Below are 16455 nucleotides of genomic sequence, written 5' to 3' on the forward strand. Positions count from 1 at the left end.
TTTTTTGGAGATTGATTGATGAGCAACGTACCAGCAGAACTGAAATACAGCAAAGAACACGAATGGCTGCGCAAAGAAGCTGACGGTTCTTACACCGTTGGTATCACCGAACACGCTCAGGAGTTGTTGGGCGATATGGTTTTCGTTGACCTGCCAGACGTTGGCGCAACCGTCAGCGCGGGCGATGACTGCGCCGTTGCGGAATCTGTAAAAGCGGCCTCCGATATCTATGCGCCAGTAGGCGGTGAGATTGTGGCGGTTAACGACGCACTCAGCGACTCCCCGGAACTGGTGAACAGCGAGCCGTACACCGGCGGCTGGATCTTCAAGATTAAAGCCAGCGACGAAAGCGAAATCGAATCGCTGCTGGATGCCACGGCATATGAAGCATTGTTAGAAGACGAATAAATACGCGTCATTCTTCACGTTGCAGGTGTGCGAGGAAACCAACACACCTGCAACGCGAATTATTTTGCGTATTCAGGTAAGTAGAGACACCTACGATTCACTGCACGTTTCAGGAACCATCGCCCATGACACAGACGTTAAGCCAGCTTGAAAATAGCGGCGCTTTCATTGAACGCCACATCGGACCGGACGCCGCGCAGCAGCAAGAAATGCTGAATGCCGTTGGTGCCGAGTCGTTAAACGCGCTGATCGGCCAGATTGTGCCGAAAGACATTCAGCTCGCAACCCCGCCACAGGTGGGCGAGGCGGCGACCGAATACGCTGCGCTGGCTGAATTAAAAGCCATCGCCGGGCGTAACAAGCGCTTCACGTCCTACATTGGCATGGGTTATACCGCCGTACAATTACCGCCGGTTATCCTGCGCAACATGCTGGAAAACCCAGGCTGGTACACTGCGTATACGCCGTATCAGCCAGAAGTCTCTCAGGGACGCCTGGAAGCGCTGCTCAACTTCCAGCAGGTGACGCTGGATCTGACCGGTCTGGATATGGCCTCCGCTTCTCTGCTGGATGAAGCTACTGCTGCCGCTGAAGCAATGGCGATGGCAAAACGCGTCAGCAAACTAAAAAACGCCAACCGCTTTTTCGTCGCCTCTGACGTTCATCCGCAAACGCTGGATGTTGTGCGCACCCGTGCGGAAACCTTTGGTTTTGACGTCATTGTTGATGATGCGGCAAAAGCGCTGGATCATCAGGATGTATTTGGCGTGCTGTTGCAACAAGTGGGCACCACCGGTGAAGTGCACGACTACAGCGCACTGATTGCTGAACTGAAAGCGCGTAAAGTTGTGGTCAGCGTTGCGGCCGATTTTATGGCGCTGGTTTTGCTGACTGCGCCGGGTAAACAGGGCGCGGACATTGTTTTCGGCTCTGCTCAACGCTTCGGCGTACCGATGGGCTACGGTGGTCCACACGCGGCATTCTTTGCTGCCAAAGACGAATTCAAACGCTCCATGCCAGGCCGTATTATCGGCGTATCCAAAGATGCTGCGGGCAATACCGCACTGCGTATGGCGATGCAAACTCGCGAGCAGCATATCCGCCGTGAGAAAGCGAACTCTAATATTTGTACCTCGCAGGTACTGCTGGCTAACATCGCCAGCCTGTATGCCGTTTACCATGGTCCGGTCGGGCTGAAGCGCATTGCCAATCGTATCCATCGTCTGACTGATATTCTGGCAACGGGTCTGCAACAGAAAGGATTGAAGCTGCGTCACGCGCACTATTTCGACACTCTGTGTGTCGAAGTTGCTGACAAAGCCTCCGTGCTGGCGCGTGCTGAAGCGGCAGAAATCAACCTGCGCAGTGATATTCATAACGCGGTAGGTATTACGCTCGACGAAACGACCACCCGTGAAAACGTGGTGCAGTTGTTTGATGTTCTGCTGGGCGACAGTCACGGCCTGAACATTGACTCGCTGGATAAAGATGTGGCACTCGACAGCCGCTCCATTCAGGACAGCATGCTGCGTGATGATGCCATCCTGAGTCATCCGGTGTTCAACCGCTACCATAGCGAAACCGAGATGATGCGCTACATGCACTCGTTGGAGCGTAAAGATCTGGCGCTGAACCAGGCAATGATCCCGCTGGGTTCCTGCACCATGAAGCTGAACGCAGCCGCCGAGATGATCCCAATTACCTGGCCTGAATTTGCTGAACTGCACCCGTTCTGCCCACCAGAGCAGGCGGAAGGGTATCAGCAGATGATTGGTCAGCTTTCTGACTGGCTGGTAAAACTGACCGGCTATGATGCTGTTTGCATGCAGCCGAACTCCGGCGCACAGGGCGAATATGCGGGCCTGCTGGCGATTCGTCATTATCACGAAAGCCGTAACGAAGGTCATCGTGATATCTGCCTGATCCCGGCCTCAGCCCACGGTACTAACCCGGCTTCCGCTCAGATGGCGGGTATGCAGGTGGTGGTTGTCGCCTGTGATAAGAACGGCAATATCGACCTGGACGATCTGCGTGCAAAAGCAGAACAACACGCCGAAAATCTCTCCTGCATCATGGTGACCTACCCGTCCACCCACGGTGTATACGAAGAAACTATTCGCGAAGTGTGCGAAATCGTGCATCAGTTTGGCGGTCAGGTTTACCTCGATGGCGCGAACATGAACGCCCAGGTGGGGATCACCACGCCGGGCTTTATCGGTGCAGATGTATCACACCTCAATCTGCATAAAACTTTCTGCATTCCGCACGGCGGCGGCGGCCCCGGTATGGGACCGATCGGCGTTAAATCGCACCTCGCACCGTTCGTGCCGGGTCACAGCGTGGTACAGATTGAAGGTATGCTCACCCGTCAGGGCGCGGTTTCTGCCGCTCCGTTCGGTAGCGCATCTATTCTACCAATCAGCTGGATGTATATCCGTATGATGGGCGCAGAAGGTCTGAAGCAGGCAAGCCAGGTGGCAATTCTGAATGCTAACTACATTGCCAGCCGTCTGAAAGATGCCTATCCGGTGCTGTATACCGGTCGCGATGGCCGTGTGGCACACGAGTGTATTCTCGATATTCGTCCACTGAAAGAAGAGACCGGTATCAGCGAACTGGATATTGCCAAGCGCCTAATCGACTACGGTTTCCATGCGCCGACCATGTCGTTCCCGGTTGCGGGTACGCTGATGGTGGAACCAACGGAATCTGAAGGTAAAGTGGAACTGGATCGCTTTATCAATGCGATGCTGGCAATCCGCGCAGAGATCGATCGTGTGAAAGCGGGTGAATGGTCGCTTACAGATAACCCGCTGGTTAACTCCCCGCACACTCAAAACGAGCTGGTGGCGGAATGGGACCACGGTTATAGCCGTGAAATCGCCGTCTTCCCGGCGGGCGTGGCAAACAAATACTGGCCGACCGTGAAGCGCCTTGATGACGTTTACGGTGACCGTAACCTGTTCTGCTCCTGCGTGCCGATGAGCGAATATCAGTAATTAGCTTAATCAACTACCTTTTAAAGGCGCTTCGGCGCCTTTATTTTTTGGGAGAAACGTTATGACCATCGCACTTGTTACGGGCGGCAGTCGCGGTATTGGTCGCGCAACCGCGCTGCAGCTGGCAGACGAGGGTTACACCGTTGCGGTTAACTTTCATCACAATATTCGTGCTGCAACCGAGGTGGTGAATCACATTACGGCAGCAGGCGGCAAGGCATTTGCTCTGCGGGCGGATATCAGTGATGAAAACCAAGTTGTGGCAATGTTTGAGACTATCGACCGCGAAGGTGAATCGCTGACCGCACTGGTGAATAATGCCGGGATTTTGTTTGAGCAGAGCACGGTCGAAAACTTTACCGCCGAGCGGATCAACCGCGTACTGGCGACCAACGTCACCGGCTATTTCTTATGTTGTCGGGAAGCCGTTAAGCGAATGTCGTTGAAGCACGGCGGTAAGGGTGGGGCGATTGTTAACGTCTCGTCGGCAGCATCAAGGCTCGGTGCCCCATTTGAATATATCGACTACGCCGCGTCGAAAGGCGCGGTGGACACGCTGACGACCGGGCTGGCGCTGGAAGTAGCGGCGCAGGGGATACGGGTAAACGGTGTACGTCCTGGTCTTATCTACACAGATATGCATGCGTCAGGCGGCGAGCCGGGAAGGGTTGATCGCGTGAAATCCATGCTGCCCATGCAGCGTGGCGGGCAACCGGAAGAAGTTGCGCAGGCCATCACCTGGTTGCTGAGCGAGAAGGCATCTTACGTGACGGGCAGTTTTCTGGAACTGGCGGGCGGGAAGTAATGTGTTGTTTGCCGGATGGCGACCTGGACTAATAAAATGTCCAGGCCACCACCCGGCAATCCGGATTACAGGTTTTCGCCGTTGCTGGCGATCACTTCTTTGTACCAGTCAAAGCTCTTCTTGCGTGAGCGCGACATATCGCCGGTGCCATCGTCATGTTTGTTCACGTAGATAAAGCCGTAGCGTTTGCTGTACTGGCCGGTGGTGAACGACACGCAGTCGATGCAACCCCACGGCGTGTAGCCCATCAGGTCTACTCCATCATACGTTACCGCTTTCATCATCTCTTCAACGTGGGCGCGCAGATAATCGATGCGATAGTCGTCGTTGATGCTACCGTCTTCTTCCACTTTGTCGTAAGCGCCAAACCCGTTTTCAACGATAAACAGCGGCTTCTGATAGCGTTCATACAGCTCACATAAGGCATAGCGCAAACCCACGGGGTCTATCTGCCAACCCCAGTCAGAGGCTTTTACGTGCGGGTTCGGTACGCTGCCTTCAAAGCCGGAAATCGCATCACCGCTGCCGCCTTCCGCTTTAACGGCGTTGGTCATGTAGTAGCTGAAACCGAGATAGTCACAGGTACCTTCGCGCAGGATCTGTTCGTCGCTTGCCTCCATTTTGATGTTGAATTCACGGCGCTCCCACTCATTCAGTACATAAGATGGGTAGTAACCGCGCAACTGGACGTCGGTGAAGACGTAGCGCTCACGCATCGATTCTTGTGCAAACATCATATCTTCCGGCTTACAGGAGAAGGGGTACAACGGCACCATCGCCAGCATGCAACCGACTTTCATTTCGGGATTAATACGACGAGCAGCCTTCACCGCCAGCGCGCTGGCGATAAATTGATGGTGCAGCACCTGGTACATGGTCTCTTCGGGGTTTTCGTGCTCGGTGTACACCACGCCGGAACAGCAGTAACCAAACAGCGGCGCGCGCCAGTTGCGCTGGTTGTTGATTTCATTAAAGGTCATCCAGTATTTGACCTTGTGCTTGTAGCGTTCAAACACAACTTCAGCAAAACGAACAAAGAAATCGACTACTTTTCGGTTGGTCCAGCTACCGTACTGCTGCACCAGATGCAGCGGCATTTCAAAGTGGGAGAGGGTGATGACTGGCTCAATATTGTACTTAAGCAACTCATCGAACATGTCGTCGTAAAACTTCAGCCCTTCTTCATTCGGTTGGGTTTCGTCACCTTGCGGGAAGATTCGGGTCCAGGCGATAGACGTGCGGAAACATTTGAAGCCCATCTCAGCAAACAGCTTAATGTCTTCTTTGTAATGACCGTAAAAATCGACGGCTTCGTGGTTGGGATAGTATTTACCGGGCACAACGTCCTGAGTGATTTCGCGCGGAACACCGTGCGCGCCGCCGGTCAGTACGTCACAAATGCTTGGTCCTTTGCCGCCTTTGTTCCAGCCGCCTTCGACCTGATGCGCCGCAACCGCGCCGCCCCATAAAAAATCTTTCGGTAAGGTAAGTTTTTTCATTTGCGCTCAGTCTCAAATTAATATCATCTGATTTTGAGTCTAACAAAGGAAAGGTAAATGTCACGATATAACAAAATAGGTTTAATGTGATTTGTTACATCAAAAAAACAGATTGTTTTTTTACGCTAATCTTTTCGCCAGTTTGCGGCCCAGTGATTCCAGAATATAAATAACGGGGATTTGCGTGGTAATATCATAGACTCCGGCAATGCGGGTTTGCGGGACGTGCCAGGAGAGGTTAAAGTCGGCCAACTTCGCCAGACGTGAATGCTCATGGCTGGTAACCGACAGTACCTTGCAGTTGTGCAGGCTGAACTGGCTGGCGAAACGCAGGATCTCTTCTGTTTCACCAGAAACAGAAAGGACGATCGCCAGCGCGTTTCTGGCCATATCGTTGGTTACCGGGAAATAGGGATCATCAATATGGTTGCTGAATTTCCCAACGTTAGAGAAAAAACGTGCGCCGTATTTAGCCAACGATCCGGATGTGCCCGCGCCGACGAATATAATACGCTCGGAAGATAATATAATATCAACAGCCTGATCGAGTAATGTGTCGAACTCGTCGTTATTCACACCTTTAAAAAAACTGATTATTTCGCTGGCTCCGAAATTAGCCTGTTGCGGTTCATTCTGCTCTAAATATAATTTAAAGCGTATGCGAAACTCAGAGTAGCCTTCACAGTTAAGTTTGCGGCAAAAGCGCAGCACGGTGGTGGTCGAAACCCCTACGGCATCAGCCAGCTCGCGAATGGTCATGTACATGACTTTGTCACGGTTCTTGATGACATAGTTGTAGACCAACATCTCAAGATTGTTGAGACTGGCGATGGCGGCGTGGGAGAACATACTCACAATGGCAAAACTCACTCATCAGACTTCATCTACAGGGAATAATAACATGCAGCCAAATGACATCACTTTTTTTCAACGTTTCCAGGATGACATTCTGGCCGGACGCAAGACCATTACTATTCGCGATGCTTCCGAATCCCACTTCAAAACCGGTGATATTTTGCGGGTTGGACGTTTCGAAGATGACGAGTACTTCTGCACTATTGAAGTGGTCGGCACCTCGACGGTGACATTGGACTCGTTGAATGTAAAACATGCTCAACAGGAAAATATGACCCTCGAAGAGCTTAAACGTGTGATTACAGAGATCTACCCGGACCAGACGCAGTTTTATGTGATTGATTTTAAATGTCTTTAATTTTTATGGTACGGCTGTTAGCTGAAAAATAAAAACTAACTATATGATTTTTATGAATTATTGGTTTTTTAGTAATTATTTTAGCTAACAGGTGTTCACTGGAACCATTCTCAGTTACGCTAGAGACGAAATCACGAAAGTGTTCGTCTCTTGGGAGTAAGCTATGGTTCAGAAGCCATTAATTGCGCAGGGATATTCGCTGGCAGAGGAAATAGCCAACAGCATCAGTCATGGTATCGGGCTGGTGTTTGGTATTGTTGGACTGGTGCTGTTACTGGTTCAGGCTGTGGATACTAATGCCAGTGCTATGGCCATTACCAGCTATAGCCTTTACGGCGGCAGCATGATCTTGCTGTTCCTCGCTTCAACCTTGTATCACGCGATCCCCCATCAGCGAGCGAAAATCTGGCTGAAAAAATTCGACCATTGCGCTATTTATCTGCTGATAGCCGGGACCTATACGCCATTTCTGCTGGTGGGGTTGGACTCGCCACTGGCGCGCGGGTTAATGGTTGTGATCTGGAGCTTGGCACTGCTCGGTATTCTGTTCAAACTGACCATTGCACACCGATTTAAAGTTCTATCGCTAGTGACCTACCTGACCATGGGCTGGTTGTCATTGATTGTTGTTTATCAACTGGCGATTAAGCTGGCGGCTGGGGGAGTAACGTTGTTGGCAGTTGGCGGAGTGGTTTATTCACTGGGCGTTATTTTCTACGTCTGCAAGCGTATCCCTTATAACCATGCCATCTGGCATGGGTTCGTGCTGGGCGGCAGCGTGTGCCATTTTCTGGCCATCTATCTTTATGTTGGGCAAGCGTAATCCTTGATGCCGGATGATGATAGCACCATCCGGCGGTACTTTTTTACTCTTCCAGCGAATACGGCAGCGGTACAATATGCAATGTTTTCGCGTCGTCACGAACGCGGAACACGCTATCGGCTTCCATGTCGTTATTCATCACAACCTGTACCAGCACCTGACCATCCGCCAACTGAACTGCAGCAAGCACGGTACCGGTACGGCGCCAGTTCTCGCCCATTTTCAGCTCCAGGTCTTCACCCGCTTCCGGTACTCGACTGGCAGAACCCGCCAGTGACCACAGTGCGCGTTTGTTAGCGCCGCGGAATTTTGCCCGAGCCACCATTTCCTGACCGGCATAGCAGCCTTTTTTGAAGCTGATGCCACCCAGCGCCTGCAGGTTGGTAGCCTGCGGAATAAACTGACCGCTGTTGGCGGTATCAATCACCGCGATACCGGCTTCGATATCCAGCGCCAGCCACTGTTGGCTGTTGTTCAGCTCGGCTTCTCCGCGCAGTTTTTCTACCAGCGCTTCCGCCGTGGCAGTATCGGTAATTAGCAAGAAGCGTTCGGCCGGGTGTTCAAACCACAATATTGTGGAAGCACCTTCCGTAATCACCTGCTTATCGCGTGTTGGCAGCTCGCTAAAGAGATTATCCAGTGCGGCACGCGCCTGGAATCCGGCAACGCCCAATAGCACGCGCTCATCGTCAGGCGCAATTACCACCTTTGAGAAGACCGCATATTTTTTCAGTTCGGTAAGCTGGGCATCGCGCAGGCTACGGCGTTCAAACCACGCAAAGCCATCAGCCTGGCGGAAGAGGCGCAGATTGCTCCACATTTTGCCTTTGGCATCGCAGTGGGCAGCCAGCACATGTTGATGCTCGGTCAACTGGCTGACATCAGCAGTGACCTGGCCCTGAATATACTTCTCACTGTCGGTGCCGGTAATGGTCGCGAGCGCCCAGTCATCAAGCGTCATCAGCGTCAGAGGCAAACGCGTTGACGCACAAGGCTGACGAGGAGGAAAAGATGTAAAAGCCATAATAATGTCCTGATTTGCTTAACGCAGTGATAGTGACTAATGGTAAAAGAGCTATGGCCCATTGCAAGCGGTTTAAACATCCTATTTGTGCCATATTTAAGCTTTGCGAGGAAACATCCATAACGGATGAACCCTTTGACTTAATGTGGTTTTATTTAGCGATCGTGCTTCCGTTTACTGATATTCCCGTAAAAGCGCGTGAAAAACACGTTACAATAACGGGTACTTCGTTTTCGCGAGACAGGAAGAAGAACATGGATATTAACAACAAAGCACGTATTCATTGGGCATGCCGTCGCGGTATGCGTGAGCTGGACATCTCGATCATGCCGTTTTTCGAACATGAGTATGACAACTTAAGTGATGACGAAAAACGCATCTTTATCCGTTTGCTGGAATGTGATGACCCCGATTTGTTTAACTGGTTGATGAACCATGGGAAGCCGGCTGATGCACAGCTGGAGCAAATGGTACGGCTTATTCAGACACGGAATCGGGAACGTGGTCCAGTGGCAATCTGATTTACGCGTCTCCTGGCGCGCACAGTGGATTTCGCTGCTCATTCATGGGCTGGTGGCGGTGCTTATTTTATTGATGCCCTGGCCACTGAGTTACACCCCTTTATGGTTGATTTTGCTCTCTCTGGTGGTGTTCGACAGCGTGCGCAGTCAGCGCCGTATCAACGCTTGTCAGGGAGAGATTAGACTATTGATGGATGGTCGTCTGCGCTGGCAAGGGCAAGAATGGACTATCGTTAGCGCACCCTGGATGATGAAAACGGGCATGATGTTGCGCTTGCGGTCAGGTACAGGAAAACGTCAGCATCTGTGGCTGGCGGCGGACAGTATGGATGATGCCGAGTGGCGGGATTTGCGTCGGTTAATATTACAACCATCGATGCAGAAATAGCGCTGACGGTAAGGTTGCAGACCTTAACCGTCAGCCAGCGGACGATCAGGACCAGTGTTCGGCCATTTCGCCGAGAATTTGTTCACACCACGCCTGAATGCGTTCATCGCTAAGGTCGTACTGGTTAGTTTCATCCAGCGCAAGGCCGACAAACAACTGCCCATCGGCAATAACAGGTTTATCGCTGGTGAATTCATAGCCTTCTGTTGGCCAGTAACCGACAAACTTCACACCTTTCGTGACTAACTTGTCGTGCAGCATACCCAGCGCATCCAGGAACCATTCGCCGTAGCCCAGTTGATCGCCCATGCCATAGAGAGCAACAATTTTGCCTTCCAGATTGAGGTTATCCAACTGATCCCAGACCGCTTCCCAGTCCTCCTGAATTTCACCGAAATCCCAGGTTGGGATACCCAAAATGAGCACGTCGTATTGCTCCATTAAGGTCGGGGAATCATCCTTGAGGTTGTGTAATGTCACCAGCTCGGGACCAAGGATATCGCGGATTTTTTCTGCTGCCATTTCGGTGTAGCACGTGCTGGAACCGTAAAAAAGACCCATGTTCATTACGTAAACATCTCAATTCTGCTGTAGCGTTGCGCGTAGTGTATCAGAATCCCCGCAATCACGGCACAATGAGGCATAATGCATCAAAAATGAGAGTGGAATAAGGGGCGCGAGTGGAACAAGATCTGGCGCGCATCGAGCAATTTCTTGATGCCCTGTGGCTGGAACGAAATCTGGCGGAAAACACGTTAAGTGCGTATCGTCGCGATCTGACCATGCTTATTGAATGGCTACACCATCGTGGTGTTTCTCTGGCGACGGTACAGAGCGATGACCTGCAAACACTGCTGGCTGAGCGAATGGATGGGGGTTATAAAGCCACCAGTTCCGCGCGTTTGTTGAGTGCAATGCGGCGCTTTTTTCAGCATTTGTATCGCGAGAAAATTCGCGATGATGATCCCAGCGCTTCGCTGGCTTCACCTAAGCTACCGCAGCGTTTGCCAAAAGATCTCAGTGAGGCGCAGGTAGAGCGATTGTTGCAAGCACCGCTGATTGAGCAGCCGCTGGAGCTACGCGACAAAGCCATGCTCGAAGTATTATATGCCACCGGTTTGCGTGTTTCTGAACTGGTGGGGCTGACGATGAGCGATATCAGTCTGCGTCAGGGGGTCGTACGGGTCATCGGTAAAGGCAACAAAGAGAGACTGGTGCCGTTAGGTGAAGAGGCCGTGTACTGGCTGGAAACATACCTGGAGCACGGGCGGCCATGGTTGCTGAATGGCGTCTCTATTGATGTATTGTTCCCCAGCCAGCGCGCGCAGCAGATGACACGACAGACCTTCTGGCATCGAATTAAACACTATGCTGTGTTAGCGGGAATTGACAGTGAGAAGCTGTCGCCACACGTGCTGCGGCATGCTTTTGCTACGCATTTGCTTAACCATGGTGCTGACCTGCGCGTGGTGCAGATGCTGCTTGGTCATAGCGATCTCTCTACCACACAAATTTATACCCATGTCGCAACGGAGCGCTTGCGTCAATTACATCAACAGCATCACCCGCGTGCGTGAGTGCTGACAGGAAAGGATAGGTTATGAAAAAAAGCTTTATGATGCTCACCCTGCTGGCGACGGCGTTTTCAGGCATGGTGCAGGCAGACGACGCGGCGATTCGTCAGTCATTAACTAAGTTGGGCGTACAAAGCACTGAAATTCAACCCGCTCCGATTGCGGGAATGAAAACCGTACTGACCAACAGCGGCGTGTTGTACGTTACTGAAGACGGTAAGCACATTATTCAGGGACCGATGTATGACGTAAGTGGTGCAAGTCCGGTGAACGTCACCAATCAACTGCTGATGAAGCACCTGAACGCGCTGGAAAAAGAGATGATTATCTACAAAGCGCCGCAGGAAAAACACGTTATCACCATTTTCACCGACATCACCTGTGGCTACTGCCACAAGCTGCATGAAGAGATGAAAGACTACAATGCATTGGGGATCACCGTGCGTTATCTGGCCTTCCCTCGTCAGGGACTGGAAAGCCAGGCTGAGCAAGACATGAAGTCTATCTGGTGTGCGCAAGACAAAAACAAAGCGTTTGATGATGCGATGGCGGGTAAAAGTGTGAAGCCAGCGACCTGTGATGTGGATATCGCTAACCACTACGCGCTTGGCGTGCAGTTTGGCGTTAGCGGCACACCTGCGATCGTCCTGAGCAATGGCTATGTCGTTCCGGGCTACCAGGGTCCGAAAGAGATGAAAGCATTCCTGGACGCACACGAAAAACAGACCAGCGGTAAATAATACGCGTGAAACAACAGATACAACTGCGTCGGCGTGAAGCCGACGAGACTGCCGACCTGCCTGCGGATTTGCCGCCACTGCTGCGTCGTTTGTACGCCAGTCGCGGTGTGCGCAGTGCGCTGGAACTTGAGCGTAGCGTCAAAGGCATGTTGCCGTGGCAGCAACTGAGCGGTGTCGAAAAGGCGGTTGAGATCCTCTATAACGCCTTTCGTGAGGGAACTCGCATCATCGTGGTGGGAGATTTCGACGCCGATGGCGCGACCAGTACGGCGCTGAGTATCCTGGCGATGCGTGCGTTGGGCTGTAGCAACATTGACTACCTGGTGCCCAACCGTTTTGAAGACGGTTATGGTTTGAGCCCGGAAGTCGTGGATCAGGCTCATGCCCGGGGCGCTCAACTGATCGTCACCGTCGACAACGGCATCTCTTCCCATAGCGGTGTTGAACATGCCAGAACGCTGGGGATCCCGGTAGTGGTTACCGATCACCACTTGCCTGGCGATACCCTGCCTGGCGCAGTGGCTATTATCAACCCTAACCTGCACGATTGTGCGTTTCCGTCGAAATCACTGGCAGGCGTCGGCGTGGCTTTTTACCTGATGCTGGCGCTGCGTACTTTTCTTCGCGATAAGGGCTGGTTTGATGAGCGCGGTATTGTCCCGCCAAACCTCGCAGATCTGCTTGATCTGGTGGCACTGGGTACGGTGGCGGATGTTGTTCCGCTGGATGCCAATAACCGCATTCTAACGTGGCAAGGTTTAAGCCGTATTCGCGCGGGGAAATGTCGTCCTGGCATTAAAGCGTTGCTTGAGATTTCGAATCGAGATCCGCAAAAACTGGCCGCCAGCGATTTAGGCTTTGCGCTGGGACCGCGTCTGAATGCGGCAGGCCGCCTGGATGATATGTCCGTTGGCGTGGCGCTGTTGTTGTGCGACAACATAGGTGATGCGCGTGTGCTTGCCAGTGAACTTGATGCGCTCAACCAGACGCGCAAAGAGATAGAACAGGGCATGCAGACGGAAGCGTTGACCCTGTGCGAAAAGCTTGAGCGCAGCAGCGAGACGTTGCCGGGTGGACTGGCGATGTATCATCCCGAGTGGCATCAGGGAGTGGTGGGGATACTGGCGTCACGAATTAAAGAGCGTTTTCACCGTCCGGTGATCGCTTTTGCACCGGCTGGCGACGGCACGCTCAAAGGGTCGGGTCGTTCGATTCAGGGACTGCACATGCGTGACGCGCTCGAGCGACTGGATACCTTGTATCCCAACATGATCCTCAAATTTGGCGGACATGCCATGGCAGCAGGATTATCGCTGGAGGAAGCGCAGTTTGAGTGCTTCCAGCAGCGTTTCGGCGAGCTGGTGACCGAGTGGCTCGACCCTGCCTTATTGCAAGGTGAAGTGGTGTCTGATGGCCCGCTGACCGCGGCGGAGATGACCATGGAGGTCGCGCAAATGCTGCGCGATGCCGGACCGTGGGGGCAAATGTTCCCGGAACCGCTGTTTGATGGGCGTTTTCGTCTGCTTCAGCAGCGTTTGGTTGGCGAGCGTCATTTGAAGGTAATGGTAGAGCCCGTAGATGGCGGGCCGCTGCTGGACGGTATTGCGTTTAACGTCGATACCAGTTGTTGGCCTGATAACGGCGTACGTGAAGTCCAGCTTGCCTATAAGCTGGATATTAACGAGTTTCGCGGCAACCGCAGTTTGCAGATTATTATCGACAGTATCTGGCCAATTTAGCGCCAGTAATCGCTATAAATAAGGGCGCAGATCCGGTAAAATCTCGCCCTTACACCGCATTTTGACTCGTCCAATAAAAGAAAACAGACCATGTTTGAAATTAATCCGGTAAATAACCGCATTCAGGACCTCACGGAACGCACTGACGTTCTTAGGGGGTATCTTTGACTATGATGCCAAGAAAGAGCGTCTGGAAGAAGTAAACGCCGAGCTGGAACAGCCGGACGTCTGGAACGAACCCGAACGCGCGCAGGCGCTGGGTAAAGAACGTTCTTCCCTTGAGGCCATTGTCGACACACTCGAGCAAATGAGTCAGGGCCTGGAGGATGTCTCCGGCTTGCTGGAACTGGCCGTAGAAGCCGACGACGAAGAAACCTTTAACGAAGCCGTTGCCGAACTCGATACGCTGGAAGAAAAACTGGCACAGCTGGAATTCCGTCGTATGTTCTCCGGTGAATATGACAGCGCAGATTGCTATCTCGATATTCAGGCAGGTTCTGGCGGCACCGAAGCGCAGGACTGGGCCAGCATGCTGATGCGTATGTATCTGCGTTGGGCTGAAGCTCGTGGCTTTAAGACTGAAATTATTGAAGAATCTGAAGGTGAAGTTGCGGGTATTAAATCCGTGACCATCAGAATTGCTGGCGAGTATGCTTACGGCTGGCTGCGTACCGAAACGGGTGTGCACCGTCTGGTACGTAAGAGCCCGTTCGACTCCGGCGGCCGCCGTCATACGTCGTTCAGCTCTGCGTTTGTCTACCCGGAAGTTGACGACGATATTGATATCGAAATTAACCCGGCGGACCTGCGCATCGACGTTTACCGTGCCTCGGGGGCGGGTGGTCAGCACGTTAACCGTACGGAATCTGCGGTGCGTATTACTCACATTCCAAGCGGATTAGTGACACAGTGCCAGAACGACCGTTCCCAGCACAAGAACAAAGACCAGGCCATGAAGCAGATGAAAGCGAAGCTTTATGAACTGGAAATGCAGAAGAAGAATGCCGAGAAGCAGGCGATGGAAGACACCAAGTCAGACATCGGCTGGGGTAGCCAGATTCGTTCTTATGTCCTTGATGACTCCCGCATCAAAGATCTGCGTACCGGGGTTGAAACCCGTAACACGCAGGCGGTGCTGGATGGCAGCCTGGATCAATTTATCGAAGCAAGTTTGAAAGCAGGGTTATGAGGAACCAACATGTCTGAACAACACGCACAGGGCGCTGACGCGGTAGCCGATCTTAACAATGAACTGAAAACGCGCCGTGAAAAGCTGGCTAACCTGCGCGAGCAGGGGATCCCGTTCCCGAACGATTTCCGTCGCGATCATACCTCAGACCAACTGCACGCTGACTTCGACGCGAAAGAAAACGAAGAGCTGGAAGCGCTGAACATTGAGGTATCCGTCGCTGGTCGTATGATGACCCGCCGCATTATGGGCAAAGCCTCATTCGTGACGCTGCAGGACGTTGGTGGCCGTATTCAGCTGTACGTTGCTCGCGACGATCTGCCGGAAGGCGTCTACAACGAGCAGTTTAAAAAATGGGATTTGGGCGATATCCTCGGCGCGAAAGGTAAGTTGTTTAAGACTAAAACCGGCGAGCTGTCCATCCATTGCACCGAGTTGCGTCTGCTGACCAAAGCGCTGCGCCCGCTGCCGGACAAATTCCACGGCCTGCAGGATCAAGAAGCGCGTTATCGTCAACGCTACCTGGATCTCATCTCTAACGATGAATCTCGCAACACTTTTAAAGTGCGTTCACAGATCATGGCGGGTATCCGTCAGTTCATGGTCGGTCGTGGCTTTATGGAAGTGGAAACCCCGATGATGCAGGTGATCCCTGGCGGTGCTGCTGCACGCCCGTTCATCACCCATCATAATGCGCTGGATCTGGACATGTACCTGCGCATCGCGCCGGAACTATACCTCAAGCGTCTGGTGGTTGGTGGTTTCGAACGTGTGTTCGAAATTAACCGTAACTTCCGTAACGAAGGTATCTCCGTTCGTCATAACCCAGAGTTCACCATGATGGAACTCTATATGGCTTATGCGGACTACAAAGATCTGATCGAACTGACCGAATCTCTGTTCCGTACGTTGGCGCAAGACGTTCTGGGAACCACCGAAGTTCCTTACGGCGAGGAAGTTTTCGACTTTGGTAAACCGTTCGAAAAACTGACCATGCGTGAAGCGATTCAGAAATATCGTCCGGAAACCAATATGGCGGATCTGGACAGCTTCGACTCTGCTAAAGCGATTGCTGAATCTATCGGCATCAAAGTAGAGAAGAGCTGGGGTCTGGGTCGTATTGTGACTGAGATTTTTGAAGAAGTGGCGGAAGCGCACCTGATTCAACCGACCTTCATTACCGAGTATCCGGCAGAGGTTTCTCCGCTGGCGCGTCGTAATGATGAAAACCCGGAAATCACTGACCGCTTCGAATTCTTCATCGGTGGACGTGAAATCGGTAACGGCTTCAGCGAGCTGAACGATGCAGAAGATCAGGCTCAGCGTTTCCAGGATCAGGTTAACGCCAAAGATGCTGGCGATGACGAAGCGATGTTCTACGACGAAGATTATGTTACCGCTCTGGAACACGGTCTGCCGCCGACAGCTGGCTTGGGTATTGGTATCGACCGTATGGTCATGCTGTTCACCAACAGCCACACTATCCGCGACGTGATCCTGTTCCCTGCGATGCGTCCGGTTAAATAAGCCTTA

Annotated in this window: 16 protein-coding genes; 12 read left to right on the top strand and 4 right to left on the bottom strand. The window is 52.4% G+C overall.

Annotated features, from left to right (window positions below):
* The first annotated feature begins 18 nt into the window (after window positions 1-18).
* From gcvH to E4Z61_RS21050, 3 genes are all read left to right on the top strand, one after another.
* Window positions 19-408 carry a glycine cleavage system protein GcvH gene (gcvH, locus tag E4Z61_RS21040; RefSeq protein ID WP_135324407.1) on the top strand — a complete coding sequence of 130 codons (390 nt, stop codon included), beginning with the start codon at window positions 19-21 and terminating at the stop codon, window positions 406-408.
* A gap of 125 nt (window positions 409-533) precedes the next feature.
* Complete coding sequence (gene gcvP / locus E4Z61_RS21045; RefSeq protein ID WP_135324408.1) at window positions 534-3407, top strand: aminomethyl-transferring glycine dehydrogenase; 2874 nt, start codon at window positions 534-536, stop codon at window positions 3405-3407.
* 61 nt (window positions 3408-3468) lie between these two features.
* Window positions 3469-4212: an SDR family oxidoreductase gene (locus E4Z61_RS21050; RefSeq protein ID WP_135324409.1), complete on the top strand. Its 744-nt coding sequence runs from the start codon at window positions 3469-3471 to the stop codon at window positions 4210-4212.
* Window positions 4213-4277: 65 nt separating this feature from the next.
* Here the strand turns inward: E4Z61_RS21050 and bglA are convergent, their stop codons facing one another.
* Together bglA and E4Z61_RS21060 are read right to left on the bottom strand one after the other, a co-directional pair.
* Window positions 4278-5711 (bottom strand): 6-phospho-beta-glucosidase BglA, encoded by a 1434-nt coding sequence (gene bglA, locus E4Z61_RS21055; protein ID WP_135324410.1) that lies wholly within the window; start codon window positions 5709-5711, stop codon window positions 4278-4280.
* Window positions 5712-5831: 120 nt separating this feature from the next.
* A complete protein-coding gene (locus E4Z61_RS21060) occupies window positions 5832-6560 on the bottom strand; it encodes a MurR/RpiR family transcriptional regulator (protein WP_135324976.1) in 729 nt (242 codons plus the stop codon).
* A gap of 52 nt (window positions 6561-6612) precedes the next feature.
* Here E4Z61_RS21060 and yqfB point away from each other — a divergent pair, with 52 nt between their 5' ends.
* Together yqfB and trhA are read left to right on the top strand one after the other, a co-directional pair.
* Window positions 6613-6924 carry a N(4)-acetylcytidine aminohydrolase gene (yqfB, locus tag E4Z61_RS21065; protein ID WP_135324411.1) on the top strand — a complete coding sequence of 104 codons (312 nt, stop codon included), beginning with the start codon at window positions 6613-6615 and terminating at the stop codon, window positions 6922-6924.
* A 163-nt stretch (window positions 6925-7087) separates the two neighbouring features.
* A complete protein-coding gene (gene trhA / locus E4Z61_RS21070) occupies window positions 7088-7747 on the top strand; it encodes a PAQR family membrane homeostasis protein TrhA (protein WP_135324412.1) in 660 nt (219 codons plus the stop codon).
* A gap of 43 nt (window positions 7748-7790) precedes the next feature.
* Here the strand turns inward: trhA and ygfZ are convergent, their stop codons facing one another.
* Window positions 7791-8771: a tRNA-modifying protein YgfZ gene (gene ygfZ, locus E4Z61_RS21075; RefSeq protein ID WP_135324413.1), complete on the bottom strand. Its 981-nt coding sequence runs from the start codon at window positions 8769-8771 to the stop codon at window positions 7791-7793.
* A 254-nt stretch (window positions 8772-9025) separates the two neighbouring features.
* Between ygfZ and sdhE the strand changes: the two genes are divergently transcribed.
* Complete coding sequence (sdhE, locus tag E4Z61_RS21080) at window positions 9026-9292, top strand: FAD assembly factor SdhE (protein WP_096755798.1); 267 nt, start codon at window positions 9026-9028, stop codon at window positions 9290-9292.
* The gene (locus tag E4Z61_RS21085) at window positions 9273-9680 is read left to right on the top strand and encodes a protein YgfX (protein WP_135324414.1); all 408 of its coding nucleotides are present in this window, start codon (window positions 9273-9275) and stop codon (window positions 9678-9680) included. The genes sdhE and E4Z61_RS21085 overlap by 20 nt, the downstream gene beginning before the upstream one ends.
* Window positions 9681-9725: 45 nt before the next feature.
* Here the strand turns inward: E4Z61_RS21085 and fldB are convergent, their stop codons facing one another.
* Window positions 9726-10247 (bottom strand): flavodoxin FldB, encoded by a 522-nt coding sequence (gene fldB, locus E4Z61_RS21090; RefSeq protein WP_045447250.1) that lies wholly within the window; start codon window positions 10245-10247, stop codon window positions 9726-9728.
* Window positions 10248-10360: 113 nt separating this feature from the next.
* Between fldB and xerD the strand changes: the two genes are divergently transcribed.
* From xerD to lysS, 5 genes are all read left to right on the top strand, one after another.
* The gene (gene xerD / locus E4Z61_RS21095; protein ID WP_135324415.1) at window positions 10361-11257 is read left to right on the top strand and encodes a site-specific tyrosine recombinase XerD; all 897 of its coding nucleotides are present in this window, start codon (window positions 10361-10363) and stop codon (window positions 11255-11257) included.
* A 23-nt stretch (window positions 11258-11280) separates the two neighbouring features.
* On the top strand, window positions 11281-11994 hold the full coding sequence (dsbC, locus tag E4Z61_RS21100) for a bifunctional protein-disulfide isomerase/oxidoreductase DsbC (protein WP_135324416.1): 714 nt from the start codon (window positions 11281-11283) through the stop codon (window positions 11992-11994).
* A gap of 5 nt (window positions 11995-11999) precedes the next feature.
* Window positions 12000-13733 carry a single-stranded-DNA-specific exonuclease RecJ gene (gene recJ / locus E4Z61_RS21105; RefSeq protein ID WP_135324417.1) on the top strand — a complete coding sequence of 578 codons (1734 nt, stop codon included), beginning with the start codon at window positions 12000-12002 and terminating at the stop codon, window positions 13731-13733.
* Window positions 13734-13823: 90 nt separating this feature from the next.
* A protein-coding gene (prfB, locus tag E4Z61_RS21110; protein ID WP_135324418.1) for a peptide chain release factor 2 occupies window positions 13824-14922 on the top strand; the annotation gives its coding sequence in 2 pieces (ribosomal slippage) (window positions 13824-13898 and window positions 13900-14922; 1098 coding nt in all).
* 9 nt (window positions 14923-14931) lie between these two features.
* A complete protein-coding gene (gene lysS / locus E4Z61_RS21115; protein WP_135324419.1) occupies window positions 14932-16449 on the top strand; it encodes a lysine--tRNA ligase in 1518 nt (505 codons plus the stop codon).
* Window positions 16450-16455: the final 6 nt, after the last annotated feature.

It is taken from the genome of Citrobacter tructae (assembly GCF_004684345.1).
GTDB lineage: Bacteria > Pseudomonadota > Gammaproteobacteria > Enterobacterales > Enterobacteriaceae > Citrobacter > Citrobacter tructae.